Genomic DNA, 25456 nt, shown 5'->3' with positions numbered 1-25456 from the left:
TTCATGGCCGAGATTTTATCGCGCCGCCGCTTCATCCGTATCAGCGCCGCGGCGGCAGGCCTTTCTCTCGCCCCTTTCGGACGCGGGGCAAAGGCGGACACCAACCTCGTCACCTGGCGCGGCACGATGCTCGGCACCACCGCCACCTTGAAGATCCATCACGAGCACCCGCATGAAGCGGAACGCCTGATCGCTGTAGCCTCTTCGGAAGCGCGACGGCTCGAGCGACTGTTCAGCCTCTACCGGGAAGACTCCGCCCTGGTCGAGCTGAACCGGACGGGCGTGCTGGTCGATCCTCCTGCCGAACTCGTGGATCTCCTGGAAATCTCCCTGCGTTATGCGGAGCTGACCAACGGGGCGTTCGATCCGACCGTGCAGCCGTTGTGGCGCCTCTATGCCGATCACTTCTCGCGCGCCCACGCCGATCCCAACGGCCCTGCCCCGGCCGATGTGCAGCTCGCCCTCGCAAATGTGGGCTACCGCTGGCTTCACGTCAGCCGCGACCGCATTGCGATGCCGCGCGGGGCCGCGATCACTTTGAACGGCATCGCGCAAGGCTATGTCACAGACAGGATCGTCGACCTCCTGCGCGCGCAAGGTATCGCGCGCAGTCTCGTCGACATGGGCGAGAGCCGCGCCATCGGACCGCGTCCGGATGGACAGCCTTGGGAAATCGGGATTGCCGACCCCGATTCGGTAGGGGTCACAGCGACGGTCATTCCGATCGTCGACCGCGCGGTATCGACATCGGGCAGCTATGGCTTCTGTTTCGACGCCGATGGTCGCTTCAACCACCTGTTCGACCCGTCGAGCGGCGGCTGCGCCGGACGCTACCGCAGTGTGACCACCATCGCCGCCGATGCGACTGCCGCCGATGCGATGTCCACCGCCTTCAGCTTCATGACGGAGCCGCGCATCCGATCACTGCTTATGCCCGCGAGGATCGAACGGGTACATCTCATCGATGCGCGCGGATATGCGTCTGATCTGGTCGCGTAAGACAACGCACCAGAAGACGGCCAGCCCTTTCACCTCGGTCGCGCCGCCGATCTGGAACTATGATAAGCTCGGCATCCGTCACAAGCCCTCGCTCTTGCATGGTGGTTGCGGCTGATGCGTCGCGTTTATCTTGTTCTTGGCTTTATTTTCGTCGCCACCGGTTTTGTCGGAGCACTCCTGCCGGTGCTCCCGACAACGCCGTTCCTCATCCTTGCCACGACCTGCTTCGCACGATCCTCACCGCGGCTCGAGAATTGGCTTCTCTCCCATCCCCGCTTCGGGCCAGCCCTGCGTGCGTGGCATGAGCACGGCGCGATCCCCCTGAGGGCGAAGCTGCTGGCGCTTGCCGGCATGAGATGGCAAGCGTCGGAGTGCTGATGCTTACCAGTCTGGTCTACGTTTTCACCAGACCATCGGCTTGACTTGAACAGGCTGGTCGCGGCGCTCCCCCAAGCATCACGCCCCAGGACCAACGCAGAGCTATTTCCCTACCAGCGGACATTGGCTTTCGGGGAGCGGACGGAACGATTCTTCGCCGGACATCTCAGCCGACACCTTATAGAAATCGCCGCGATATTTGGATTCGGCGGGGGACTTCACCTTCATCAGGTAGGTCTTGTGCATCACACGACCATCGACCCGGACTTCAACGTTCTTGTTGTAGAAGTCGTTCACCGGCATTTCCCGCATCTTCGCGGCAACAGCCCTGCCCTCATCGGTACCGGCCGCCTGCACGGCCTTCAAATAGTGCATCACGGAGGCATAAGTGCCGGCCGTGATCAGATTTGGGATGAACCCGCCGGAGCGTTCCATGAAGCGCTTGGCCCAGGCGCGGGTCTCATCGTTAGCATCCCAATAGAATGACGTGGTCAGCGTCAAACCTTGGGCGACGTTAAGTCCAAGCCCCTCGATATCGTTGATATAGATCACCAGACTCGCCAGGTTTTGCCCGGACTGGACGATACCGAATTCGCGAGCCTGTTTGATGGCGGTCAGCAGATCGGCGCCTGACATCGCCAGTCCGATTTCCTTGGCTTTGGACGCCTGCGCCTGCAAGAGGAATGAGGAGAAGTCCGGCGAGCCAAAGGGAAAACGCACGCTGCCGACCACCTTGCCGCCGTTCGCCTCGACGAAGCGGCTCGCATCATTCTGAAGAGAGTGACCGAAAGCATAGTCGCTGGTCAGGAAGAACCAGGAAGTGCCGCCCTGTTTGGTCACTTGGCTGGCGGTGCCCTTGGCGAACGCGTATGTGTCGTAGCTCCACTGCGTTGTGGTCGCCGAACAGGCCTTTCCGGTGAGCTCCGTGGTCGCCGCGCCCGAGATCAGCAGGATCTTGTTGCGCGGACGCGCAATCTCCTGCGTCGCCAGCGCGACCGCAGAACCGGCAACGTCCGTGATCGCATCGACGCCTTCAGCGTCAAACCACTTGCGACTTAACGTAGAGGCGATATCAGCCTTGTTCTGATGATCCGCGGTGACGACGACGATCGGCTTGCCGAGAACCTTCCCTCCGAAGTCATCAACGGCCATCTGCGTGGCCTCGACCGAATGCTTGCCGACGAGATAGGCGAATCCGCCCGAGTGGTCCGTCAACACGCCAATTTTGACCACGTCGTCGGAGACCTGCGCGTACGCGCTAGCGGACGACGCCAGCACAGCCGCGACGACCATTCCCAGGCTTGATGTCTTCACAATCGTTCTCCCCTCTCCAATTTCGTTGTTTTCAGCGGCTCACACGGCCAGCGCGATCCCGTCGTGTCCGGGATCGGCTCCGCCGTCGAGCTTGTCGCCATCGATGCGGATGCCGTGGACGGCCGCGAATCCGAACGTGTACGGACTGCGGATCACCTCATATCCCTCGGCCTCGAGCTGTCGGGTGGTGCGATGGATGATCCGATTTGAGACATCGATCGCGTTGCTGGTTGCCGAGAACCGCGGCGCGCTCACCGCTTCGGTCATGGTCATACCGAAATCGAGGACGTTGAGGATCGCCTGCAGCACACCCATTGCAATCTGGGTGGCGCCCGGAGCGCCAATCACCAGGTAAGGCTTGCCATCACGAAGAATGATCGAAGGGCATACCGAAGTGAAGCGCGCCTTGCCGGGCGCAATGCTACCCGCCCGGCCCGGCCGCGGATCGAACACAGCCATGCATCCGTTATAAAAGAAGCCGAGGCCATCGGTGATAACGCCGGAAGGCATTCCCAGCGAATGAGTCATGGTCACGCAATTGCCGTCGCGGTCGATGACCGAAACCTGGGTCGTGTCCTTCGACGGAAATCCGGAATTGAGACGCGGCACATCTGCTTTGATCCGCGCCGCGATGTCCTTTGCCATGGCGGCAGCGTAGTCCTTCGACACCAAGCGTGAAATGGGAACGTCGACGAAGCCGGGATCGCCGATGAAGTTATCCTTGTCGATGGTCGCACGCTTCATGGCTTCGCATACGACGCGGAGATACTCGGCGCTGTTATGTCCGATATCCGCCAGATCGAAACGCTCGAGCATATTGAGCATCTCGACGAGCATGAGGCCGCCGCCGGGCGGATTATTAGTGGTGACTTCGTAGCCGCGATATGTACTTCGCAGCGGATCGAGCCATTTTGGTTGATACGATGCGAGATCCTCAGCGGTGATCAGGCCGCCATGCTCCCGCATATCGCGTGCGATGCGCTGCGCCAGTTCACCCTTATAGAAAACGTCAGAGCCACCCTCGGCAATCAGGCGGAGCGTCTTGGCATAGTCCGGATTGCGCACGAGATCGCCCACGCGCTTCGGCGTGCCGTCGTCGCGACAATAGAGGCTTCGGCCGGACGGCGAGAACGCCAATCGTTCCACACCGGACGCACGCCCCATCGTGCCGGGATCGGACCAGAAAAACTCGACATGCGGCCGCACCATCCAGCCGCGCTCAGCCCACTCGATCGCTGGAGCCACAATGTCGCGCCACGGCAGCACACCGAATCTGGCGTGTGCCTCAAAATATGCTTTCAGCGACGCCGGGACGCAGGCCGATTGATAGCCGACGTCATTCACCTTGCCCTTGAGAATGAAGCCATAGCCGTCCCGCGCCTCGCCTTCGATCAGGTGTGCCCACATATCGGGTCGCGCAGCGGCCGGCGACGGGGCATGGAAGTCGAGATATTTGTGAAAATTCTGCGTCGGGAAGTAGATGCCGGCGCTCCCGAACCCGGCGATGCCGGTCATCAGCGGGTCCACCACGCCCTGCACGAGCGCGCACGCGATCGCTGCATCGATAGCGTTGCCGCCGGCCTGCAGCATCGTCGCCCCTGCCTCCGCCGCTTCGGCTTGTGCCGCGACGATCATCGCCTTCGCTTGGGGCATGTTTCCTCCGTTTCGTTGCACGGGTTCTTGGGCGCTGCGGCAGCAGGGAACTCCAGGCCGCGTCCCGCACTCGCGTCATTGCCTACCGATTTGGCAAATAGTATTCATGCCTGTCCAATACTAAATGGGCGCCAATTGATAACCGGACTGATATCAGTTCCCAGATGATTCATCCCTCGCTTCACGCCAAGACCCAATACTTCCTCGCCGTCGCGGAGACACTAAGCTTCCGAAAAGCGGCTCAGATGTTGGGAATTGCTCAGCCGGCTCTCAGCCGCAGCATCCGGCACCTCGAGAGGCAGTTCGGCTTTCCTCTGTTTGAGCGCTCGACGCGTCATGTGGCGCTGACCCCTGCCGGCGAAACCCTCTATCGCGAAGCCGCCGAAGCGATGCGACGGTTAACACGTGCCTTTGCCCGCGCCGGCGCTGTGGCGCAGGGTCTCAGCGGCACGGTGATGGTCGGCTACTCTACGTTCGCCGCAACGGGCCCGATGTCGGATGTCATCATAGAGTTCCGCAAGAAGTACCCGGAAGCTCAAGTCGGCCTACGATTGCTTGCATCATCGGAGCAATCCGAAGCGCTGAACGAAGGCACTATCGACCTCGGCTTCATGATGGCCAATGTGTCGTCGGGTCCGCAGAAGAGCATCCCCATCTCGCGCGAGCGGCTCATCGCGCTTGTCCCCGCCAGTCACGCCTGGGCCAAGCAACGATCGATAACGCTGCGACGCATGGCGACCGCGCCGATCGTGATCGGTACCGCCAGTCGATGGCGCGGCTTCAGGATGCTTGTCGACGATATGACTGCAGCGAAAGGTCTGACATTGAACGTTATTGAGGAGGCCGACGACTTGCCGGTGCTGCTTCAGCTCGTGCGATCGGGCTTCGGCTGCACGATTCTCGATGCCTCGTTCATTCCGACGCTGCCACCGGGAATCAAGCCGCTCGAACTCAAAGATGCCAAAGCAACCCTGGATATCGCACTGGCCTGGCGAGAGGACAACCTTTCCCCGCTAACCGCGCGGTTTATCGAGGTCGCGAGAGAACTGATCAGAAACCCGACGGGCTGATCCGAGGAGGCCCGTCGGCCATCGCCCAAAAGCGGGCCGACGAGCCTCCTGCAGGTCACTTCGTCTCAACTTCGTTGAAAGCGTCGCGAGCATTGCGGAATGCGTCTATGCCGGCGGGCACGCCGCAATAGACGGCGACCTGTAGCAATATTTCCTTGATCTCGTCCTTGGTAAGTCCATTCTTCAGGGCGCCCTTGACGTGAAGCTTCAGTTCATGTGGCCGATTAAGCGCGCCGAGCATGGCCAGGTTGACGATCGAGCGAGTACGCCGATCGAGCCCGGGCCTTGTCCACAGCGCACCCCAGCAGAACTCGGTCGACCATTCCGCCATCGTCCGGGTGAATTCGTCGGCGCCTGCGATCGATTTGTTGACGTAGTCCTCGCCGAGCACTTCCTTGCGAACTTTGAGGCCTTTTTCGAACAACTCGCTTTTGCTCATAATCGTCCTTTCAGGTTTGGAGAGCGTTGCATCAAGTTGGAAACATCATCGAGCGCATCGATTTGCCGGACCGCCTCGATAACATCGTCCGGGTCCCAATCGCTTCCACCGGCCCGCACGCACGCGCGCAACTTCGCTTCGATATCGTGATCGGTGAGCGGATCGGCCAGACTGCCCCGTGGCGACGTGACGGTCTCAGTGAAGACTTCGCCCGTCACGAGGCGCACACTCACCCGCGCCGCGCCATCAGGCATCGTGTCGTCACGATCAGCCCTCACCTTCTGTCGCAACTGCACGACGTCAGGTCGGAACACCGTCTTGTGCGCAAATTCGCCAATGCCGGCCGCACCGATCAGTAAACCGCATGCCGCGCAATGATGGATACTCACGCGCGCGTCACGCTCGTTATGTACCGGCCGATTACCTCGCGCCAGCAACAACGCCGAGCCTTGCACCGTCACAGAATCGATTTGATCGGTCCGCCCACCGATCCGATCGCGAAGGCGGAAGCAAGCGTCGATGACGGCATGGAACACGATGCCGGCTGGATAGGGCTTGTAGGTATTTCTTGCGATCTCCCAGGTATTGCCGAGGCCACCAAGCAGACGGTCGAGATCGGGTTCGTCGCCCATGGTGCGCGCCCATCCGAGAGGCCCTTCGATGGCGCGGGGCGCGGCCGCATACCCCTGCTGAGCGAGCAGTGCGGCAAAAAGCCCGTTACGCGCGGCATTGCCGACGCTCACATTCTTGGCGGCGGTCGGCAGGTTCTCGACATTGCCTGCCGACTGGCTTGCGGCAATCCCGATCGCGTCGGCAATGCCGTCGGCCTGTAGTCTCAGCAGCTTTGCACAGGCGGCTGCCGCGCCAAATATCCCGCAGGTCGAGGTGATATGCCAGCCGCGCGCATAGTGGCGCGGCGAGACCGCATTGCCGATGCGGCACTCGACCTCGACGCCGAGGATGAAGGCCGTCAACACATCGTGTCCCGATAGTTTGCGCGCCTGCCCGAGTGCCAGCACCGGAGCTGCAACCGGCGCGGCCGGATGAATGATCGTTTCGGGATGGGTGTCGTCGAAGTCGAGCAGGTTGGCGGAGATGGCGTTGATGAATGACGCGCACAGGGCATCGAGCCGCTCGGAGCGGCCGATGATCGCGGAGGTCTGAGAGCCGCTGAACGGCGACAATGTCTGCAGGGCGGTCGTCACCGCCGGATCGTGGGCCGAACCCAGTGCGGTCGCGAAGAAGTTGAGAATGGACCGTTTGGCGTCGTGACCTTGCCTCGCGACATCCGCCCATGATGTGGCGGCGACAAATTCGCCGAGCGTCCGGCTGACGCTTGAAACCTCGTCTTGTGTCACCTGAGCGGATTCCTCGGTTTTCAAAAACCATAAGCCGACCCGCGGCCAACTGTCGACCACAAAATGTTCTGCTTGACAGATTGACTGACAATCCGAACAGTGAGGATCGCGGGTGCAGGAACTGCTGCCTCGATGACGACAAACGACAACAACAAGAGCGCGTTCGTCCTGGAAACGCGCGGGCACGGGAGTGAACGATGGCGGGAGAGACGCTCGGCGTCATTGGCACGGGTCGCATGGGCGGCCCCATGGCGGGGCGATTGATGGACGCCGGCTATTCGCTGGTCGTCTACGATACACAGAGCGAAGCGACGGAGCCGCTGGTCAAGCGCGGTGCACAGCTGGCCAAGTCGCCTGCCGATGTCGCCTCTCGCGCGGATATCGTGCTGGCCAGCCTGCCCACTCCAGACATTGTGAAGGCGGTCGCGCTCGGTCCGGATGGGATCAGCAGCGGGAGCCGCGCGCGAATCGTGATCGATCTGTCCACCACCGGCCCGGGCGCAGCCAAGCTCGTGGCAGAGGGCCTGCAAGCAAAAGGCATGACACTGGTCGATGCGCCCGTGAGTGGCGGCATCAAAGGTGCTGTCAACGGCACGCTGGCGGTCATGGTGTCGTGTCCGCAGACGACCTATGAGACTGTCAAGCCAATCCTGAAGAACTTCGGCAAGCTGTTCTACACCGGCGACAAGCCCGGCGTGGCGCAGACAGCCAAGCTCGCCAACAATCTGATGGCAGCGGCGGCTCTGGTCATCACATCCGAAGCCGTGGCGATGGGCGTGAAGGGCGGCGTCAACGCCAAGGTCCTGATCGATATCATCAATGCCAGCAGCGGCCGCAACAGCGCATCCGAAGACAAGTTCCCGCGTTCGGTGTTGCCCGGCACTTTCGATTTCGGCTTCACCACCGGCCTCTCCTACAAGGATGTCCGGCTGTGCGTCGATGAGGCCGAAGCCATGGGCGTGCCCATGGTGTGCGGCGCCGTGGTGCGGCAAATGCTCGCGATCACCAATGCCAAATATGGCGCCGCATCCGATTTCACCTCGATCGCCAAGGTGGTCGAGGAGTGGGCCGGAGTGCAGATGCGCGGCTGATCACAACGTTTCAGGGAGCAGCGATTGCGATGACGATCGGCCCGACCGGATCCGGCAAGGCATCGCTCGCGCGGCAGATAGCGCGATCCGCGCTTGCCGTCGATCTCGCGGATTTCGAGCCCGACGTGATCGCGAAAGCAAAGGCCTGCCTGCTCGATTTCCTGTCCTGCGCCTTCGAGGCAGGCACTCACCCCTGGAGCCGTCAAGCTGTCACGATCGCGCACGCCGCTAGCGACGGCGCAACCATCATCGGTAGCTCGCGGCTTGCCTCACCGGCTGACGCCGCTTTCGCCAACGCCGTGATGGGGCATGGGCTGGTGCGAGAAGACATGCATGCCGCCAGCATATCGCATCATGGCGTCGTGATCTGGCCAACCCTGCTCGCGCTATCGGAGCAGGCTCCGCTGCGTGGCACCACCCTGCTCGCCGCCGCCATCATCGGTTACGAGACCGGTGCGCGGATTGGCCGGGCGCTCTTTACGTCCGAGCTCGCACGCTTGTACCGCCCGACGGGGTTGGTTGCACCGCTTGGTGCAGCACTGGCCGGAAGCTTCGCACTCGGGCTGTCCGAGGACGCCGCGACCAGCGCCATGGCCATCGCCGCCAACACCTCAAGCGGCTTGAACCAGTGGCCACACACTGGCGCCTCAGACATGTATTTTCATCCCGGCTTCGCTACAAGCAATGCGGTCAAGGCAATAGGCCTCGCCGCAGCCGGCGCATTCGGGTCGGAGATGATCCTCGAAGGCGAAGCCGGCCTGTTCGCGGCCTATCGGCGCGAGACAGCGCCCATCAGCATCGAACTCTTCGGCGGCGGCGAGTGCGAGATCATGGCCGTCTACAACAAGCCGGCACCGGCCTGTAACTTCGCCCAAACCGCGGCGCAGGCCGCGCTGCGAGCCTCGCACGAACTCGCCAACACGGATGACGTCGATCGCATCATCATTCGCGCTCCGGACGCCGCCGTTCGCTATCCCGGATCCGACTCGAAGGGGCCTTACCGGAACGCACTGCAGGCCAAGATGAGCATTCCGTTCAGCGTCGCAGCAACGCTTGCGCGGGGCGAGATCGAGGAAGAGAACTACGCGGAGCTGGACGATCCCGAAATCCTGCGTCTCGTTGCAGCAACCAGCCTGCGGAGTGATCCCGGCTTCACCGCCTCTTTCCCCGGCAAGCAAGGCGCGGAAGTGACTGTGTTCCTGCGTGACGGAAGAACGATCAGACACGCCCTGGCCGATGTCGTTCCGGCAACGCCTACAGATATTCGCGCACGCTTTCGAACTGCGGCAACGCGCGTCATCGGCGAAGACCGCGCGCAACGCCTCGAACAACTCGTCGATGGCTGCGAGCAGCTTGGCGATGCCAGCGTGATCGCGGCGCAATGCCGGCTGGACTCGCCGGAGCGGATTTTGCGATCGGCGTCATAGGAAACGCCAGACATTGCGGAGGTGAAATGGCGGACCGGGAGACCAGCGTTGCGGCGACGACAGCGAAGGACGGCCGGCAAAATGGCCTTATCCCTGCGCCGCGGAGATCTTGCTGATGGAAGGATTTCTGCAAGCGCTCGCCGCAGGCCTGCTGATCGGTGCCGTCTACGGCCTGATGTGCGTCGGACTTGGCCTGATCTTCGGCGTCATGCGGGTCATCAATTTCGCCCATGGCGATTTCATGATGCTCGGCATGTATGTCGCCTTCTACCTGTTCACCGCCGCCGGCGTCCAGGCCGTCTTCGGCAATGCTGTTGGACCGTTCATCGCGATCCTGCTGGCCGGTCCGGTGCTCGCGCTGTTCGGCTATGTCGTCCACCTTACCCTGATTTCGCATGTGTCGGGCACGCGCACGGCCTCGCTCGAGGGTGAAGGTCACTATGCTCAGCTCATCCTGACGCTTGGCATCGCGCTGATCCTCCAGAATGGCGGCCTCATCATCTTCGGGTCGGTGCTGGCTTCGATCCGCACGCCACTGTCGAGCTCGGCGTGGGAACTCGGCCCGGTCTTCGATATGAGCATCTTCATCAACAAGGCGCGCGGCATCGACGCTGTCGTTTCGCTTTTGATCATGACGCTGCTGTCGCTCTTGATCACGCGGTCGCGGATCGGAAAATCGCTTCGTGCCGCCGCCGACAATCCGACCGCCGCGACCTATATGGGCATTGACGTCGATCGTGCGCACCGTACCGCCTTCGCGCTCGGCTCCGGCATCACGGCCATTGCCGGCGGCCTGCTCGCCACCAACTATCCGTTCCATCCCTTCGTCGGGCTCGAATACGTCATCGTCATGTATGCCGGCGTCGTTCTCGGCGGCATGGGCAGCATCATCGGCGCCTTCTGGGGCGGCATGACGATCGGGCTGGTCCAGCAGATGTCGACACTGATTTTGCCGACGCAGTTGCAGAACGCCGCGATCTTTGTCGTGTTCCTCCTCATCATCTTCTTCCGCCCGCAAGGCTTCTTCGGGCGCATGGTCGAGAGGACATGACCGTGCACCAATTTCGCTCGCTGGTCCCTGCTCTCGTCTTCACGATCGCTTATGCGGCGATCTCGCTCAGCGTCACCAACTCGTACTATCAACTGGTTCTGACGCTGGTCCCGGTATGGGCGGTGTTCGGTTTGTCCTGGAATCTGCTGAGCGGATACACCGGGCTGATCTCGTTCGGGCACGCCGCCTTTTTCGGGATCGGCGCCTATACGACAGCGCTCGGACAAATCTACTTCGACCTGTCGCCTTGGCTCCTGATTCCGGTCGCCGCAATGCTTGGTGGCATTGCCGGGCTGCTGATCGGATTTCCGACCTTTCGTCTGCAGGGCCACTACTTCGCGCTGGCGATGCTGGCCTATCCGCTCGCCATTCTCTACGTGTTCGAGTGGCTCGGCTTCCAGGAAGTCACGCTCCCGATCAAGCGCGACGCCCCCGTCGCCTATATGCAGTTCGCCGATCCCCGGCTCTACACCTTGCTGGCGCTGGCGATCATGCTTGCCACGATCCTGCTGACGCGGGTCATCGAACGTTCCCGCTTTGGCATGGCGCTGCTGGCAATCAAGCAGAACGAGGCCGCAGCCGAAGCCGCCGGCATCAATACGCTGGCCTGGAAGCTGCGCGCGATCACGCTCAGCGGCGCGATAGCTGCCGCCATTGGTGCGTTCTATGCGCAGGTGCTGCTGGTGGTCACCCCGCAATCGGTGTTCGGCATGCTGGTGTCGGCGCAGGCGCTGACGGTTGCGATGTTCGGCGGCGTCGGCACGGTCTGGGGCCCTGTCATTGGCTCTGTGATCCTGATCCCGCTGGCCGAGATCCTGCATGCCGAGGCCGGCGCACGTTTCCCTGGCATCCAGGGCGTGATCTTCGGATTTGCCATCGTCTGCGTCATCCTGGTCGCTCCGGAAGGACTGTTCTGGAAATTGCGAGATCTCCTGCGCAAGCGGCTGGCGCCAAAAGCGGCCGCGATGGTGGATGGATCGCAAGCTCCGGCGACAACCGTGACGTCGCCCCGGCCCGCCCGACAGCGAGCCGCAACCGGCGAAATTGTGCTTGAGGTCCGGAACCTCTCTCGCTCTTTCGGCGGCTTGAAAGCCGTCCAGAACGTCAGCTTCAAACTGCACAAGAACGAAATCCTCGGGATCATCGGCCCGAACGGCGCCGGCAAGACGACGCTTTTCAATCTCCTGAACGGCTTCCTGCGACCGAACCAGGGCGAAGTGCTGATCGATGGCCGCAACATGTCCGGCGAGCGCCCGCATACGATCTGCGAGGCCCGCGTCGGCCGCACTTTCCAGGTCATGCGTCCATTCCTGCGCATGTCGATCCTCGACAATGTCGTGGTCGGCGCCTATGTGCGCGCACGAACTGACGAAGAGGCGCGAAAGCTTGCCGCCGACGCGGTCGCGCGCGTCGGCCTTTCTGCGGTGGCAGACCGCGTCGCTGGCGAGCTCTCGACCAAGGAACTGCGCTTGATGGAGCTCGCGCGCGCACTCGCGGGCCAGCCGCGCATCCTATTGCTCGACGAGACGCTCGCGGGCCTCGGCCATGGCGAGGCGGATGAGGTCGTCGCCGTGATCCAGCAGCTTGCGCGCGACGGCATGACGATCGCCATCATCGAGCACACGATGCAGGCGATGGTTCGCCTGGTCGACAGCTTCCTCGTGCTCGACCATGGCGCCGTCATCACCGAGGGCGAGCCGGAGGTCGTCACGCGCGATGGCCGCGTGATCGAGGCCTATCTCGGCAAGAAATGGATGGCCCATGCTCCGCATTGAGGGATTGAGCGCGGGCTACTCTGCAAAGCCCGTCTTGAACGGTGTGTCCATCAATGTCGATGCAGGCCAGTTCGTCGCCATCGTTGGACCGAACGGCGCCGGCAAGACGACCCTGTTCAAGACCATTTCCGGCATCCTGAGGCCGAGCGGCGGCGGGATCTTCTTTAACGGTGTCGATCTCCTCGCAGTACCACCTGCGCAGCGCGCCCACCTTGGCATCGCCCACGTCCCGGAAGGCCGCCAGGTTTTTCCTTCGCTCACCGTGATGGAGAACCTGGAAATGGGTGCGATGACAGAGAGCGGCCGACGCGACTGGGCGGCGAACATCGAACGCATCTTCGCGTGGCTGCCGGTGCTCGCGGAGCGTCGCAGCCAGTTCGCAGGCACCCTGTCCGGCGGCCAGCAGCAGATGCTTGCGATCGGACGCGGGCTCGCCTCCTCGCCGAAACTGCTGATGCTGGACGAGCCTTCGATGGGGCTTGCGCCATCGACCGCGGATTTCGTCTTCGAGCGGCTGATCGAGATCCGCCGGCAGTCCGGCCTGACCATGCTGCTGGTCGAGCAGCGCGTGGCGGAGGCGCTGGAGTCCGCAGATCACGGCTATGTCCTCGAGGCCGGACGCGTCGTCCTCGAAGGCAACAACGAAACCCTGCGCGCCGACGACCGCGTGCGCAAGGCCTATCTCGGCATGTGACGAGCCAACGAACAATGGGGAGGGAGAAAACAAGATGAACAAGACGACCAACGGATTGACCCGCCGCACCGTGCTGTCGGGTGCCGCCGCTGTCGGCCTCACGCAGGTGGCGCGCGCACAGCAACCGGCTGAGGTCAAGGTCGGCCTGATCGTACCACTGTCCGGCATCTATACCCGGCCGGGCCAGGTGATGAAGATGGGCGCCGAGATGGGCATCGAGCACATCAATACGCAGGGCGGCATCAAGGCGCTCGGCGGCGCGAAGCTGAAGCTAGTGGTGATCGACTGCGGCGATACCACCGAGAAGGCCAAGAATGCAGCCCAGCGCATGGTGGCGCAGGAGCCCGACCTCGTCGCCGCCACCGGCGCTTATCTCTCCTCCTTCACACTGGCTGTCACCGAGGTGACCGAGCGCGCCGAACTGCCAGTGCTGACTTTGTCCTATTCGGATCTGCTGACCGACCGCGGGTTCAAGTACATCTTCCAGACCGCCGCAACGGCGAGCCGTCAATCCGAACTCGGATTGCCGACGCTGATGAAGCTCGCAGAAGCTGCCTCTGGCAAGCGGCCGAAAACGGTGGCGATGTTGATGGACAACACCGCGACCTCGGTCGCCACAGCCAAGGCGCTCAAGGAGAAGTTGTTCGCACAGGAAGGATTGCAGCTCGTCGTCGAGGAAGTCTGGACGCCACCATTATCCGATGCCACTCCCCTGATCCAGAAGGTCCGCTCCGCGAAGCCCGACCTGCTGCTGTTCATGCCCAACGCCGTCTCGGACGCGAAGCTCGGGCTCGAAAAAATCAGCGAATTCGGCCTCGGCCAGGGCAAGATCCCGACCGTCTCCTTCAGCATCACCATCGCCGAACCGGACATGCTGCAAAGCGTCAGCCCGGAGGTCGTGCAAGGCATCATGACGATCGTCGCCAACTGGGGATCGAAGGGTCATGAGGACCTGATCGCGGAGCTCAAGGCCAAATACAAGGAGCCCTGGATGACGCAGAACGTCATCTCGACATATGGCGATATGTGGCTGATGAAGGAAGCGCTGGAGAAGGCCGGCAAGGCTGATCGCCAGGCCGTGGCGCAGGCCTTCCGCACACTGGATGCCGGCCCGTCGAAATACTATCCGGGCGGCCAGCTCAAATTCGACGACAAGGGCCGCCGCGTCGGCGCCGGCGTCGTCATCGTGCAGTGGCAAGCGGGCGTGCCGGTCACCGTCTATCCGCCCGAACTCGCGCAATCGCAGCCGTTCTGGCCGAAGAAGTCCTGACGGCAGCCTCGTGACCATTCGCGGAGGAGAATCGTCATGACTGGAAGGAACCGAACCACAGTGACGCGGCGAACGCTGCTTGTGGGGGCGTCCAGCACGCTGATCGCATCCCGCGCGTGGGCACAGCAGCCACCGGAGGTGAAGGTCGGCTTGCTGGTGCCGATCTCCGGGCTCTATGCCCGCCCGGGCACGGTGATGCGTGAAGGCGCCGAAATGGCTGTCGATCACATCAATGCCCAAGGCGGCATCAAGGCGCTGGGCGGCGCCAAGCTGAAACTGGTGGTGCTGGATTCCGGCGACACCACGGAAAAGGCCAAGAATGCCGCCCAGCGCATGGTGGCCCAGGAGTCTGATCTGGTCGCGGCGAGCGGCGCCTATCTCTCCTCGTTCACGCTCGCGGTCACCGAGGTGACGGAGCGCGCCAATCTGCCCGTCCTCACCCTCTCCTACTCGGACCTGATCACCGATCGCGGCTTCAAATACGTTTTCCAGACCTCGGCAACGGCGGGCTCGCAGGCTCGCCAGGCGCTGCCGCAGATCATCAAGCTGGCGGAGACGGCTTCCGGCAAGCGGCCGAAGACAGTTGCGATCCTCACCGACAATACGGCGGCTTCCATCGCATCCGCGAAATCGATGCGCGAGGGCCTTTTGGCGGAAAACCAGTTGCAACTGATCGTCGACGAGACGTTCACGCCGCCACTCGCGGATGCGACGTCGCTGGTGCAGAAGATACGCTCCGCGAAGCCCGATCTTCTATTCTTCCTGCCGACCGTGATTTCGGACGCGAAACTGCTGCTGGAAAAGATGAACGAGTTCGGCCTCGGCCAAGGCAAGGTGCCGACCATCTCGTTCGGCATCGCGATCGCCGAACCGGACATGCTGCAGACTGTCAGCCCGGAGCTGCTTCAAGGCGTCCTCACCTGCGTCGCAAGCTGGGGCGCCAAGGGACACGAGGCGCTGATCGCCGAGCTGAAGAGCCGCTACAAGGAGCCATGGATGACGCAGAACGCGATCTCCACCTATGGCGACATGTGGGTGATCAAGGACGCACTGGAGAAAGCCGGCAGGGCTGACCGCGTCGCCGTCGCCGAAGCCCTGCGCAACATGGATGCCGGTCCCTCGAAATACTACCCGCTGGGCGAGATCACGTTCGACGACAAAGGGCGCCGCGTCGGCGCCGGCATGACCATCGTACAGTGGCAGTCTGGTGTGCCGGTGACAGTGTTCCCGCCGGAGCTTGCACTGGCGCAGCCGTTCTGGCCGAAGAGCTAACAGGGGGAAACGCCGCGCGATGAAGGACAAATGGGCACTGGTGACCGGGGCAACCGCGGGCCTGGGATTGGCAGTGGCGGAAAGCCTTGCCGGCGCGGGGGCCAATATTGTCCTGCATGATCTCGTCGCGCCGGACGAATCCGCTGACCGGTTGCGCGCGCAATTCGGCGTCGACGTGATCGCCTCAGAAGCCGACCTGTCGCAGCGCTCCGCCATCGAGGCCATGCTGGCCGACCTGCTTCGCCGCTGCGGCGCGATCGATATCCTCGTCAACAATGCCGTGGTCCGGCATTTCTCTGATCTCGAGCACTTTCCACCGGATCAATGGGAGCACGCGCTGGCGGTGAACGTGTCTGCGCCCTTCCACTTGATCCGCCTTACGCTACCCGCCATGAAGCAACGCGGCTGGGGCCGCATCATCAACATGGCCTCCATCTATTCGACCCGCGCGGTCGAAGATCGCATCGACTACGTCACCACCAAGACGGCAATCCTCGGTATCACCCGCGCCGTCGCGCTCGAAACCGCGCGCACCGGAATCACTTGCAATGCGGTCTCCCCAGGGACGCTGCCGACCCCCGCCATCCAGAGCAAGATCGCCTCCATTGCTGCCGAAACCGGCGAGTCCCTGGAGCGCGCCACGGAAAAATACCTCGCGGAGCGCCAGCCGTCCGGCCGGTTCATCGGGATGGAAGCCGTTGGCGCGCTGGTGGTGTTCCTCTGCGGCGCAGCCGCACAGGACATCACCGGGGCCAGCCTGCCGATCGATGGAGGCTGGTCAATCGCATGAATAAAGCCGATTTCGAGAGAGCGACAAATGCTGATTCTGCCGGTAAATCGCTGGTGAACCCGCGATAGAACGAAGGCATCTCGCAAATGGACCGACGCGCCGAACTGCAGTCCACGCTTCGCATCGAAGCCGTCCCGACCGTCAGGAAGATGGTCGCGCAAAAGCTGCGCGAGGCGATCATGTCCGGGACGCTTAAACCCGGCCAGCGGCTGGTCGAGCGCGAGCTGTGCGAGATGATGGGCGTCAGCCGCCCCTCGATCCGGGAGGCGCTGCGGCTGCTGGAAGCTGACGGACTGGTCAACACGGTCCCCCACCGCGGCCCGGTCGTCAGCAGGATCAGCCTCGAGGAGGCCCGGCAGCTCTACGCCGCACGTGCGGTGCTGGAAGGGTTTGCAGGCCGCGAATGCGCCCGTCTGCACGATCCCGAGGTGGTGCGCCGGATCGGCGATGCCTTGACTCGGCTGAAAACCGCGGCCTCGAAACAAGACCTCACCGGCTGTCTCGAGGCCAAGACCGACTTCTACGGCGCGCTGATCGGCGGCTGCCGCAACGCCTTTATCGAGCGCATGCTCAAGCCGTTGCATGACCGGATCACGCTGCTGCGGATCACCTCGATGTCGCAGCCGAAGCGGATCAACAAGAGCTTGCGCGAGGTCACGGCGATCTGGCGCGCCATCCAGAGCGGCAACGAGGAACTCGCCGAACGGTGCTGCGTCGATCACGTCAACGCCGCGGCTGTCGCCGCGCTCGACATGATCGAGCGGACAACAGCCAAGGAAATGACGCTTCCCGACCCATAGGCGAAGCGCAAAGGGAGGGAGCGCGTGATGATGTCTTTGGTACGATCGCTGGTCTTGCTTCTGCTGCTGTCGCCGTGCGCGACGGCATTCGCGCAGGACTATCCCTCCCGCCCTATCACCATGATCGTGCCCTTCTCGGCCGGCGGTCCCGGTGACGTGATTGCGCGAATTCTCGGCAGCGCGATGAGCGCAACGCTGAAACAGTCGATCGTGATCGAGAATGTGGTCGGCGCCGGCGGCACACTCGGCACCAACCGCGTCGCCAAGGCGGCGCCTGACGGTTACACGCTGCTGCTGATGCATGTCGGTCAGGCGACCGCCCCGTCGCTCTACGCCAAACTGCCGTTCGATCCGGTCGGCGACTTCGCCATGATCGGCCTCGTCACCGACGTGCCGATGATCCTGGTCGCGCGGCCGAACTTGCCCGCCAAGGATCTGAAGGAATTGGTCGGGCGGATCCGCAGCGACGGCGACAAGGTCACATTCGGCAATGTTGGCCTCGGCTCCGCCTCGCAGCTCTGCGGCCTGATGTTCATGAGCACGACCGACACCAAGCTCACGTCGGTCTATTACAAGGGCGGCGGGCCGGCGCTCAACGACGTCATCGCGGGCCATATCGATGTCTATTGCGATCCGGCTACGGGGCCTACGCCCTATATCCAGTCTGGCACCATCAAGGGCTATGCGATCACCAGCAAGAAGCGCGTCGCCACGCTGCCGGACGTTCCGACTTCAGCGGAAGCCGGCGTTCCCGCCTTCGATGTGACCACCTGGTATGCCCTCTACGCACCCCGTGGCACTCCGAAGCCCGTGGTCGACGTGCTGGTCAGTGCTCTACAGACGGCACTCAAGGACCCGCCACTCGTCAGCCGCTTTGCTGAGCTCAGCATGACCCCGGTCGAGACCGAACGCGCAACTCCCGACGCGCTGGAAGCTTTCCTGAAGACCGAAATCGACAAATGGGCGCGGATCATCAAGGCCGCGGGAATCGAGCCGCAATAGGACACTTCCGCTCACGAGGTGGGAATTGCGAGGCGCTCGATGGTTTGGATGTGACGGGCGAGCAAACCACAGGCCTGATCGAGATTACGCGCTCGCAGCGCTTGCAGGATCAAGCGGTGATCCTGATTGGACCGCGGTCGCCAGCCGGCGTTACGGGCCATTGCAAACACCAAGCGAGAATTTGCGAGCTGCAAACCGTCGAGGCTGGCGAGCAGGCGCGGCATCGCGCAAGGAGCCACCAACGCGTGGTGAAAGGCGCGGTTAGCAGCCTCGAAGTCCTGGATCGTCTCGGCGTTGTCTCCCTCGATCAGCGCCAATTCGATCCGCGCCAGATGGGCTGACGTCAATTTCGGCGCCGCGTTCCGCAACGCGACGACTTCGAGCGCCGCACGCATCTCGGCAATTTCCTTCACCGAGTTGGTATCGAGCGGCGCAACGCGCACACCGCGACGGGGCACAGCGACGACAAGATGTTGAGCTTCCAGTTGCCGAAACGCCTCGCGTACCGGGACGTGGCTTGAACTGAATTCCCGCGCAATGTGGTCCTGCCGGAGCGGCGCATCCGGCTGCAGTGCGCCGCTGATGATGCGCGCGCCGATTGACTCGGCAATGCGTCCCGCTGTCGTTGTATTCTCGTCGGCCATCATAGATTATCTATCATAAAATCAGATGCACATGTCCGCGCCCTCAGCTAGCATCTGCTTCTAGGCCTCGATCATAGATAGTCTCTCAGATTATCTATAATAAGGGTTCCAAGAGAGGGCAAGTCTTATGGTTCATGCCGTGGAAGCGAAACAAAGCAACACCTGCGATATCGAAGCGGTCCGCACCGACTGGGACCGCGCTGAGGCCGAAGCGCTCTACGCCCTTCCCTTTCCCGACTTGATCTTTCAGGCCCAGAGCATTCATCGCGAGCATTTCGATCCGAACCATGTCGAAACGGCGAGCCTGCTCAGCATCAAGACAGGTGGCTGTCCGGAAGACTGCGGCTACTGCTCACAGAGCGCACATTACGACACCGGCCTGAAGGCCACGCGCCTGATGGACCACGCGGATGTGATCGCAACCGCTGAGCGCGCGAAAGAGGCAGGCGCGACCCGCTTCTGCATGGCCGCCGCCTGGCGCAATCCGAAAGACCGTGACCTCGAGAAGGTCTGCGATATGGTCAGCGCGGTGAAAGGCCTCGGCATGGAGACCTGCGTCACGCTCGGCATGCTGACGCCCGACCAGGCCGCACGGCTCGCCGAAGCTGGGCTCGACTTCTACAATCACAATATCGATACATCGCCCGAGTTCTACGACAAGATCATCACGACCCGCACCCTGGAGGATCGCATCGATACGCTGGCACATGTACGCGACGCCGGCATCAAGGTCTGTTGTGGCGGTATCATCGGCATGGGTGAACACGTTGATGACCGCCTGGGCATGCTGGTTCTGCTCGCCAATCTGCCCGTTCATCCCGAGAGCGTGCCGATCAACCTCTGGAACGAGGTCAAGGGCGTTCCGGTCAACGACACCGCGGAGCAGCCAGATCCGATCGCGCTGGTGCGGCTGATCGCGGTCGCCCGCATCCTGATGCCGAAGAGCGTGGTGCGGCTCTCCGCTGGACGGCAATACATGACCGACGAACTCCAGGCGCTGTGTTTCCTCGCCGGCGCGAACTCCATCTTCATCGGCGATGTCCTCCTGACCACCAAGAACCCGCAGCGCGATCGCGACGCGAGTTTGCTGCAGCGGCTCGGCATGAGATCCCAGCTTGGCCAGAGCCACGTCGCCTAGCCCCCTCTCAACTTGCCCAACTGATCGCCTGTCCGGGACACGAGGCAATGAACGCAATCCATGCAGACAAAACTGTCGGCTATCACACCGCCTTGCAGACCTTGAAGAACGATGACCGGCTGCGCGGCCTCAAGCCGCGCGCAGGCATCGATTTCGTGTCGAACGACTATCTTGCGCTGGCGAGCGCGCCGCGCATGAGGAACGCTGTCGCTGCCGCACTCGAGGCCGGCACACCGATCGGAAGCGGCGGGTCACGGCTTCTGCGCGGAAACTGCGCGGAGCACGAACAGCTCGAAGCAGACGCTGCCAGGTTCTTCGGAACCGAGACGTCGCTATTTTTCGGCGGCGGATATGTGGCAAACTTTGCGCTTCTGACAACATTGCCGCAACGGGGCGACCTGCTCGTGCTCGATGCTCTCGTTCACGCGAGCATTCATGAAGGAGCGCGCGCTGGCCGGGCTGAGTATTGCGAGAGCGCCCACAATGACCCGAAGTCGGTTGAGGACAGGATTCGCGACTGGCGAGCGAAAGGCGGAACGGGCCGCGTTTGGATCGTGGTCGAAAGTATCTACAGCATGGACGGCGATTTCGCGCCGCTTGAGGAACTCGCCGCAATCGCAGACCGGTACGATGCATTCCTGGTCGTGGATGAGGCTCATGCCACCGGCGTCTACGGTGCGCAGGGTCGCGGACTGACCGCCCCCTATGAGGGGCGCGAAAACCTGATTGTCATTCATACTTGCGGCAAGGCGCTGGGTGCAGCCGGTGCAATCGTCACTTTGACCCGCGTGCTGCGCGACTTCATGGTCAATCGTTGCCGTCCGTTTATTTTCGCTACCGCTCCCTCCCCCCTGATGGCTGTTGCTGTGCAGGAAGCGCTATCAATCCTGCAGCAGGAACCTGACCGACAGCAACGTCTGGCCAGCCTGATCGCGTTCACGCATCGAGAGCTCTCCGTGCGCGGCAGCCAAAGTCCTTCACGCTCGCAGATCGTGCCGTATATCGTTGGCGACAACGCCCGTGCGATGGCTCTGGCGGCTGCGTTGCAGGCTCGAGGCTTCGACATCCGTGGAGTCCGACCGCCAACCGTACCGGCAGGCACCGCACGGTTGCGGATCTCTATAACCCTCAACGTCGGCGAAGATGATGTGCGGGCAATGCTCGATGCCTTGTCCGAAGAGACAAGGGCCACGTCCCTATGAGCGAGCGGATCGTGGTAACTGGCACGGACACCGGGATCGGCAAGACAGTCTTCGCGGCAGGCCTCGCCGGTTTCCTCGGCGCCAAATATTGGAAGCCTGTTCAAGCGGGTCTCGACGCGGAGACCGATTCTGAGCACGTCGCGCGGTTGGGAGCCTTCTCCTGCGATCGCATCGTGCCAGAGCGTTACCGTCTCAGAACACCGGCCTCGCCCCATCTGGCTGCTGAGATTGACGGGGTTGGTATCGACACGGAGTCACTCCACGTGCCCGATACCGGTGCGTGCCCGCTTGTGATAGAGGGGGCGGGCGGGCTGATGGTGCCGCTTAGCCGCAGCACATTGTACATCGATATCTTTGCGCGCTGGCAGATTCCGGTCCTTCTTTGCGCGCGCACCTCGCTCGGCACCATCAATCATTCGCTGCTGTCGATCGAAGCGCTGCGACATCGCGGGATCGGTATTCTCGGGATTGCATTCATTGGCGACGAAAACGTCGATACCGAGAACACGATTTGTAGGATCGGACGGATACGGAAGCTTGGACGATTGCCCTGGCTTTCTCCTCTGGGCCCGGACGCGTTGCGGACCGCCTTCGAAGGCTCATTCAACCGCGATGATTTCAAGCCATGATGCACGAGAAGCGGTCGCGAATCTGGCATCCATTCACCCAGCATGCGCTGCAAGGCGTGATGACAAAGATTATCCGCGGCGAAGGCGCCTATCTTTATACCGCAGACGACCGTCGTATCATCGACGCAATCGCATCCTGGTGGGTGGTGACCCACGGCCACTGCCATCCGCAAATCGTAAGCGCCATTCAGAAGGAGGCGGAGCAGCTCAACCAGATCATCTTCGCTGGCCATACTCACGAGCCGGCCGAAGAGGTCGCTGACCTGGTTCTGAAATTGGCCCCCCGTGGCCTCGATTACGTGTTCTTTTCCGACAGCGGCTCGACCAGCGTAGAGGTCGCGCTTAAAATGGCACTCGGCTATGGGCACAACATGGGCGAGCCGCGCTCGCGCATTGTCGTGATGCAGCACTCCTACCATGGCGACACGGTGGGTACGATGTCGGTCGGCGCGCGGGGTGTGTTCAACGCGGCATACGAACCATTGCTGTTCGATGTCACCTCAGTGCCGTTTCCGGAGCGCGGCCACGAACAGGTAACGCTTGACGCACTTGAAGCTGCGTGCCGCAACGACAATCCGGCAGCCTTTATTGTGGAGCCGCTGATCCTGGGCGCAGGCGGGATGCTGATGTATCCAGCGTGGGTGCTGAGAGAGATGAAGCGGATTTGTGAGGCTTCTAATGTCTTGTTCATTGCCGATGAGGTCATGACCGGTTGGGGCCGGACTGGAACATTGTTCGCTTGTGAACAGGCTGACGTGTCGCCTGACATCGCCTGCTATTCCAAGGGTCTCACCGGCGGATCGCTTCCGCTCGCGGTGACACTCTGCCGCGCCGACATCTTTGACGCACATTATTCGAAAGATCGTACGCGGACCTTCTTTCATTCGAGCTCATATACGGCCAACCCGATCGCCTGTGCCGCAGCGAAGGCGAACCTGGATCTTTGGCAAGATCCGGACGTTCGAAAGCGCATCGCATCCGTGACGGAAATGCAAGAAAACGGAATTGAACGATTTCGCGCGGACGCGCGCTTCAAGAACGTTCGCCGGATCGGCACCATCACAGCCCTTGATTTGGCCGTACCCGACAGCGGCTACCTCGCTGACATTGGCCCGAAGCTCCAGACCTTTTTCCGCGATCGCAATCTCTTGCTGCGGCCACTCGGTAACACGATCTACGTCATGCCGCCGTATTGCGTTACAGCGGCGGACCTCAATGAGATCTACGCCGGCGTGAGCGATGCCGCCGATGCGCTAGTCCCCGAGAAACCGGGTCTGATCTCCTGAGAAGACCGGCAACGGTCTATCCACCCAGACCAAGGTCCGGCCACATAGCGTCGACTCGTGCCGTCACGGCGGGGTCCATGGCCAGCACTTCACCCCAGGCCCTCTCGGTCTCCGGCTGCATCTTTGTCGTCGCATCGATGCCGAGTTTGCCGCCAAGACCGGGCTTTGGCGAGGCGAAATCGAGGTAATCGATCGGGGTATCGGCAAGCGTGACGAGATCGCGTGAACTGTCGCTTCGCGTTGCGACCGCCCACATCACCGCTCGCCAGTCGCGGATATCGATATCGCCGTCGACGACAATGAGAAACTTGGTGTAGGTGAGCTGGGGCAACATCGACCATAGCCCGAGCATCAGGCGCCGCGCCTGCCCTGGATAACGCTTGGAGATCGCGACAACCGCGATCCGGTAAGAACACGCCTCCGGCGGCAGCCAGAGGTCGATGACTTCCGGAAACTGCTGCTGCACCAGCGGCAGGAACAGATGATTGAGCGCCTCGCCGATGCGCGATGGCTCATCCGGCGGACGTCCGGTGAAGGTCGAGAGATAGACCGGGCTGCGCCGCCGCGTCAGCGCCGTCACGCGGAACACCGGAAATTCCTCGACGGAGTTGTAATAGCCGGTGTGGTCGCCATAAGGACCTTCGGGCGCCGTTTCCGTCGCGGACACATAACCTTCGATGACAATTTCGGCCGTGGCGGGCACCGAGAGCGGAACGGTGATGCAGCGGACCAGATCCAGCCGCTGCCCGCGCAGCATGCCGGCCAGCCGCAGTTCGGAAATGGCTTCCGGCGCAGGTAAGACTGCAGCCAGGATGGTCGCAGGATCGGCGCCGATGACGACGGCGACCGGCATGTCCCGGTCAAGCTTTTTCCACTGATCGTGATGACGGGCACCGCCGCGATGCGGCAGCCAGCGCATGATGGCGCTGTCGCGGCCCAGCACCTGCATCCGGTAGACGCCCATGTTGTCCTGGCCCGAAGCGGCTGGCTCGGGCGGCGCAGTCATGACCAGCGGCCACGTGATCAGGGGCGCCGGCTCTCCGGGCCAGCAGACCTGGGTCGGCAGAATGCCGAGGTCTATGGCGTCGCCGGTTACGATACATTCCTGCACCGGCGCCGCTGAAATCGTGCGCGGCCGGGTCGCCAGCGCGGCCCGTGCCAGGGGAAGCTTGCGCCAGGCATCGATCAGGTTCTGCGGCGGCCGCGGCGCGCGCAGTTCGGCCATCAGTTCGCCAAGCTCTCTCAGCCGGTCGGTCCGCACGCCAAATCCCCAGGCCACCCGTTCGATCGTACCGAAGAGATTGGTCAGCAGCGGTATATCCGAAGGAGCCCCATCCGCCCTGATCGGCCGCTCGAACAAAAGGGCCGGTCCTTCCTGGCGAAGAACGCGACGATGAATTTCCGTGATGTCGTGCACCACCGAGACCTTCTCGCGAATGCGTCGCAATTGCCCCTTACTCTCGAGAAAAACTAGAAAGTCATGCATTTCCTGAAAATGCGGCACGTCGCGGCGCAGCAAGAGGCTTCTCCTTGAGACACAGAGACTCCTATGCAGCAAAATTCCAGGTCTTCTTTGTTCTTGCGCAAACAATGCCCGGGATCATCGCTCTATTCTGACACGATGAATTTTTCGAAAGTTCCCCCGACTGCGCCGTCACCGTTGCCGGTGCCTCCATTGCTGGCGCTTGCTGTGCGCCCGTTGCCGCTGCTGCCGCTTCAGACCGTACTCACGGTCGTGCTGCTTCGCATTTGCAGGGAACATCCGAGGATCTTCGACAGGCTGGGCGAGCATGCCCGAAAACGATTTGGCATCAAGCCGACCGATCTGCCCTTTGGCTTTCTGCTCGAGCCCGCCCCTTCCCGCCCGCGCCTGTCGGTGGTGCGCAACCTGCCGGATGATGTTGATGCTCGGATTTCCAGTCCGTTGGCCGGGTTATTTGGTCTGGTCGAAGGCCACCTTGACGGCGATGCATTGCTGTTTTCCCGCGACCTTGTGGTGGAAGGCGATGTCGAGGCGGTGCTCGCGCTTCGCAACGCGATTGATGACGCGCAACTCGACCCGATGGCGGAGATCGCCAGCATATTCGGACCACTGGCCGAACCGTTGAAACGCACGTTGCAGATTGCTCGAACGGTGGCTAGCGCCTCAAATCGATCGCACAAAGGGATTTGAC

Annotated in this window: 23 protein-coding genes and 1 pseudogene; 18 read left to right on the top strand and 6 right to left on the bottom strand. The window is 62.3% G+C overall.

From position 1 onward, the window contains the following. The first annotated feature begins 3 nt into the window (after window positions 1-3). Entirely contained in the window at window positions 4-999 is a 996-nt protein-coding gene (locus AC5ZG5_RS11750; RefSeq protein ID WP_456641962.1) for an FAD:protein FMN transferase, read from the top strand. A gap of 114 nt (window positions 1000-1113) precedes the next feature. Beyond that, window positions 1114-1421 (top strand): annotated as a pseudogene (locus tag AC5ZG5_RS11745) (YbaN family protein). Between the two features lie 58 nt (window positions 1422-1479). Here the strand turns inward: AC5ZG5_RS11745 and AC5ZG5_RS11740 are convergent. Together AC5ZG5_RS11740 and ggt are read right to left on the bottom strand one after the other, a co-directional pair. After that, window positions 1480-2670, bottom strand: coding sequence for an ABC transporter substrate-binding protein (locus AC5ZG5_RS11740; RefSeq protein WP_456642024.1), 1191 nt, complete (start codon window positions 2668-2670; stop codon window positions 1480-1482). Window positions 2671-2730: 60 nt separating this feature from the next. Next, window positions 2731-4344, bottom strand: coding sequence for a gamma-glutamyltransferase (ggt, locus tag AC5ZG5_RS11735; protein WP_456641961.1), 1614 nt, complete (start codon window positions 4342-4344; stop codon window positions 2731-2733). A gap of 245 nt (window positions 4345-4589) precedes the next feature. Here ggt and AC5ZG5_RS11730 point away from each other — a divergent pair, with 245 nt between their 5' ends. Then, window positions 4590-5414, top strand: a complete 825-nt coding sequence (locus tag AC5ZG5_RS11730) for a LysR family transcriptional regulator (RefSeq protein WP_456641960.1) — start codon at window positions 4590-4592, stop codon at window positions 5412-5414. Between the two features lie 55 nt (window positions 5415-5469). Here AC5ZG5_RS11730 and AC5ZG5_RS11725 read toward each other — a convergent pair whose 3' ends face one another. Continuing rightward, window positions 5470-5853, bottom strand: a complete 384-nt coding sequence (locus AC5ZG5_RS11725) for a carboxymuconolactone decarboxylase family protein (RefSeq protein WP_028164705.1) — start codon at window positions 5851-5853, stop codon at window positions 5470-5472. After that, entirely contained in the window at window positions 5850-7397 is a 1548-nt protein-coding gene (locus AC5ZG5_RS11720; protein ID WP_456641959.1) for an MmgE/PrpD family protein, read from the bottom strand. Before AC5ZG5_RS11720 ends, AC5ZG5_RS11725 begins: the two co-directional genes overlap by 4 nt. 11 nt (window positions 7398-7408) lie before the next feature. Here AC5ZG5_RS11720 and AC5ZG5_RS11715 point away from each other — a divergent pair, with 11 nt between their 5' ends. From AC5ZG5_RS11715 to AC5ZG5_RS11670, 10 genes are all read left to right on the top strand, one after another. After that, window positions 7409-8302 (top strand): NAD(P)-dependent oxidoreductase, encoded by an 894-nt coding sequence (locus tag AC5ZG5_RS11715; RefSeq protein WP_456641958.1) that lies wholly within the window; start codon window positions 7409-7411, stop codon window positions 8300-8302. Window positions 8303-8331: 29 nt separating this feature from the next. Next, complete coding sequence (locus AC5ZG5_RS11710) at window positions 8332-9729, top strand: MmgE/PrpD family protein (protein WP_456641957.1); 1398 nt, start codon at window positions 8332-8334, stop codon at window positions 9727-9729. A 115-nt stretch (window positions 9730-9844) separates the two neighbouring features. Next, on the top strand, window positions 9845-10780 hold the full coding sequence (locus AC5ZG5_RS11705; protein WP_028164709.1) for a branched-chain amino acid ABC transporter permease: 936 nt from the start codon (window positions 9845-9847) through the stop codon (window positions 10778-10780). Further along, window positions 10777-12555 (top strand): branched-chain amino acid ABC transporter ATP-binding protein/permease, encoded by a 1779-nt coding sequence (locus AC5ZG5_RS11700; RefSeq protein ID WP_456641956.1) that lies wholly within the window; start codon window positions 10777-10779, stop codon window positions 12553-12555. The genes AC5ZG5_RS11705 and AC5ZG5_RS11700 overlap by 4 nt, the downstream gene beginning before the upstream one ends. Further along, window positions 12542-13249: an ABC transporter ATP-binding protein gene (locus AC5ZG5_RS11695; RefSeq protein WP_028164711.1), complete on the top strand. Its 708-nt coding sequence runs from the start codon at window positions 12542-12544 to the stop codon at window positions 13247-13249. The genes AC5ZG5_RS11700 and AC5ZG5_RS11695 overlap by 14 nt, the downstream gene beginning before the upstream one ends. A gap of 34 nt (window positions 13250-13283) precedes the next feature. Then, window positions 13284-14519 carry an ABC transporter substrate-binding protein gene (locus tag AC5ZG5_RS11690; protein WP_456641955.1) on the top strand — a complete coding sequence of 412 codons (1236 nt, stop codon included), beginning with the start codon at window positions 13284-13286 and terminating at the stop codon, window positions 14517-14519. A gap of 36 nt (window positions 14520-14555) precedes the next feature. Next, entirely contained in the window at window positions 14556-15791 is a 1236-nt protein-coding gene (locus tag AC5ZG5_RS11685; protein WP_456641954.1) for an ABC transporter substrate-binding protein, read from the top strand. Between the two features lie 19 nt (window positions 15792-15810). Then, window positions 15811-16581, top strand: a complete 771-nt coding sequence (locus tag AC5ZG5_RS11680; protein WP_456641953.1) for an SDR family oxidoreductase — start codon at window positions 15811-15813, stop codon at window positions 16579-16581. 86 nt (window positions 16582-16667) lie between these two features. Then, window positions 16668-17381, top strand: coding sequence for a GntR family transcriptional regulator (locus tag AC5ZG5_RS11675; protein ID WP_456641952.1), 714 nt, complete (start codon window positions 16668-16670; stop codon window positions 17379-17381). Window positions 17382-17408: 27 nt separating this feature from the next. Continuing rightward, window positions 17409-18383, top strand: coding sequence for a tripartite tricarboxylate transporter substrate-binding protein (locus AC5ZG5_RS11670; RefSeq protein ID WP_456641951.1), 975 nt, complete (start codon window positions 17409-17411; stop codon window positions 18381-18383). An 11-nt stretch (window positions 18384-18394) separates the two neighbouring features. Here AC5ZG5_RS11670 and AC5ZG5_RS11665 read toward each other — a convergent pair whose 3' ends face one another. Further along, the gene (locus tag AC5ZG5_RS11665; protein WP_456641950.1) at window positions 18395-19027 is read right to left on the bottom strand and encodes a GntR family transcriptional regulator; all 633 of its coding nucleotides are present in this window, start codon (window positions 19025-19027) and stop codon (window positions 18395-18397) included. A 139-nt stretch (window positions 19028-19166) separates the two neighbouring features. Here AC5ZG5_RS11665 and bioB point away from each other — a divergent pair, with 139 nt between their 5' ends. The 4 genes from bioB to AC5ZG5_RS11645 are packed head-to-tail and all read left to right on the top strand — an operon-like array spanning window position 19167 to window position 23282. Next, window positions 19167-20165 (top strand): biotin synthase BioB, encoded by a 999-nt coding sequence (gene bioB, locus AC5ZG5_RS11660; protein ID WP_456641949.1) that lies wholly within the window; start codon window positions 19167-19169, stop codon window positions 20163-20165. A 47-nt stretch (window positions 20166-20212) separates the two neighbouring features. After that, window positions 20213-21367 (top strand): 8-amino-7-oxononanoate synthase, encoded by a 1155-nt coding sequence (locus tag AC5ZG5_RS11655; RefSeq protein WP_456641948.1) that lies wholly within the window; start codon window positions 20213-20215, stop codon window positions 21365-21367. Then, window positions 21364-21996: a dethiobiotin synthase gene (bioD, locus tag AC5ZG5_RS11650; protein ID WP_456641947.1), complete on the top strand. Its 633-nt coding sequence runs from the start codon at window positions 21364-21366 to the stop codon at window positions 21994-21996. The genes AC5ZG5_RS11655 and bioD overlap by 4 nt, the downstream gene beginning before the upstream one ends. Continuing rightward, the gene (locus AC5ZG5_RS11645) at window positions 21993-23282 is read left to right on the top strand and encodes an adenosylmethionine--8-amino-7-oxononanoate transaminase (RefSeq protein WP_456641946.1); all 1290 of its coding nucleotides are present in this window, start codon (window positions 21993-21995) and stop codon (window positions 23280-23282) included. The genes bioD and AC5ZG5_RS11645 overlap by 4 nt, the downstream gene beginning before the upstream one ends. A gap of 16 nt (window positions 23283-23298) precedes the next feature. Here the strand turns inward: AC5ZG5_RS11645 and AC5ZG5_RS11640 are convergent, their stop codons facing one another. Beyond that, window positions 23299-24801 (bottom strand): UbiD family decarboxylase, encoded by a 1503-nt coding sequence (locus tag AC5ZG5_RS11640; RefSeq protein ID WP_456641945.1) that lies wholly within the window; start codon window positions 24799-24801, stop codon window positions 23299-23301. Window positions 24802-24903: 102 nt separating this feature from the next. On the opposite strand from AC5ZG5_RS11640, the gene ubiT reads away from it, so the two are divergent. Continuing rightward, a complete protein-coding gene (gene ubiT / locus AC5ZG5_RS11635) occupies window positions 24904-25455 on the top strand; it encodes a ubiquinone anaerobic biosynthesis accessory factor UbiT (RefSeq protein ID WP_456642023.1) in 552 nt (183 codons plus the stop codon). Window position 25456 lies beyond the last annotated feature (1 nt).

This window comes from Bradyrhizobium sp. Ses1 (genome assembly GCF_059512365.1).
The sequence above is the reverse complement of the archived record's forward strand: the minus strand, read 5'-3'. Positions and strand labels throughout refer to the sequence as shown.

What these genes read in the sequence shown, in the direction of transcription:
- AC5ZG5_RS11700 (WP_456641956.1), top strand. Translation starts at nt 10,777, where the DNA reads ATGACCGTGCACCAATTTCGCTCGCTGGTCCCTGCTCTCGTCTTCACG.
- AC5ZG5_RS11680 (WP_456641953.1), top strand. Translation starts at nt 15,811, where the DNA reads ATGAAGGACAAATGGGCACTGGTGACCGGGGCAACCGCGGGCCTGGGA.
- AC5ZG5_RS11670 (WP_456641951.1), top strand. Translation starts at nt 17,409, where the DNA reads ATGATGTCTTTGGTACGATCGCTGGTCTTGCTTCTGCTGCTGTCGCCG.
- AC5ZG5_RS11710 (WP_456641957.1), top strand. Translation starts at nt 8,332, where the DNA reads ATGACGATCGGCCCGACCGGATCCGGCAAGGCATCGCTCGCGCGGCAG.
- AC5ZG5_RS11730 (WP_456641960.1), top strand. Translation starts at nt 4,590, where the DNA reads ATGTTGGGAATTGCTCAGCCGGCTCTCAGCCGCAGCATCCGGCACCTC.
- bioD (WP_456641947.1), top strand. Translation starts at nt 21,364, where the DNA reads ATGAGCGAGCGGATCGTGGTAACTGGCACGGACACCGGGATCGGCAAG.
- AC5ZG5_RS11645 (WP_456641946.1), top strand. Translation starts at nt 21,993, where the DNA reads ATGATGCACGAGAAGCGGTCGCGAATCTGGCATCCATTCACCCAGCAT.
- AC5ZG5_RS11705 (WP_028164709.1), top strand. Translation starts at nt 9,845, where the DNA reads ATGGAAGGATTTCTGCAAGCGCTCGCCGCAGGCCTGCTGATCGGTGCC.
- AC5ZG5_RS11685 (WP_456641954.1), top strand. Translation starts at nt 14,556, where the DNA reads ATGACTGGAAGGAACCGAACCACAGTGACGCGGCGAACGCTGCTTGTG.
- AC5ZG5_RS11655 (WP_456641948.1), top strand. Translation starts at nt 20,213, where the DNA reads ATGAACGCAATCCATGCAGACAAAACTGTCGGCTATCACACCGCCTTG.
- AC5ZG5_RS11675 (WP_456641952.1), top strand. Translation starts at nt 16,668, where the DNA reads ATGGACCGACGCGCCGAACTGCAGTCCACGCTTCGCATCGAAGCCGTC.
- AC5ZG5_RS11690 (WP_456641955.1), top strand. Translation starts at nt 13,284, where the DNA reads ATGAACAAGACGACCAACGGATTGACCCGCCGCACCGTGCTGTCGGGT.
- ubiT (WP_456642023.1), top strand. Translation starts at nt 24,904, where the DNA reads ATGAATTTTTCGAAAGTTCCCCCGACTGCGCCGTCACCGTTGCCGGTG.
- AC5ZG5_RS11750 (WP_456641962.1), top strand. Translation starts at nt 4, where the DNA reads ATGGCCGAGATTTTATCGCGCCGCCGCTTCATCCGTATCAGCGCCGCG.
- AC5ZG5_RS11740 (WP_456642024.1), bottom strand. Translation starts at nt 2,670, where the DNA reads ATGGTCGTCGCGGCTGTGCTGGCGTCGTCCGCTAGCGCGTACGCGCAG.
- AC5ZG5_RS11725 (WP_028164705.1), bottom strand. Translation starts at nt 5,853, where the DNA reads ATGAGCAAAAGCGAGTTGTTCGAAAAAGGCCTCAAAGTTCGCAAGGAA.
- ggt (WP_456641961.1), bottom strand. Translation starts at nt 4,344, where the DNA reads ATGCCCCAAGCGAAGGCGATGATCGTCGCGGCACAAGCCGAAGCGGCG.
- AC5ZG5_RS11665 (WP_456641950.1), bottom strand. Translation starts at nt 19,027, where the DNA reads ATGGCCGACGAGAATACAACGACAGCGGGACGCATTGCCGAGTCAATC.
- AC5ZG5_RS11695 (WP_028164711.1), top strand. Translation starts at nt 12,542, where the DNA reads ATGCTCCGCATTGAGGGATTGAGCGCGGGCTACTCTGCAAAGCCCGTC.
- AC5ZG5_RS11715 (WP_456641958.1), top strand. Translation starts at nt 7,409, where the DNA reads ATGGCGGGAGAGACGCTCGGCGTCATTGGCACGGGTCGCATGGGCGGC.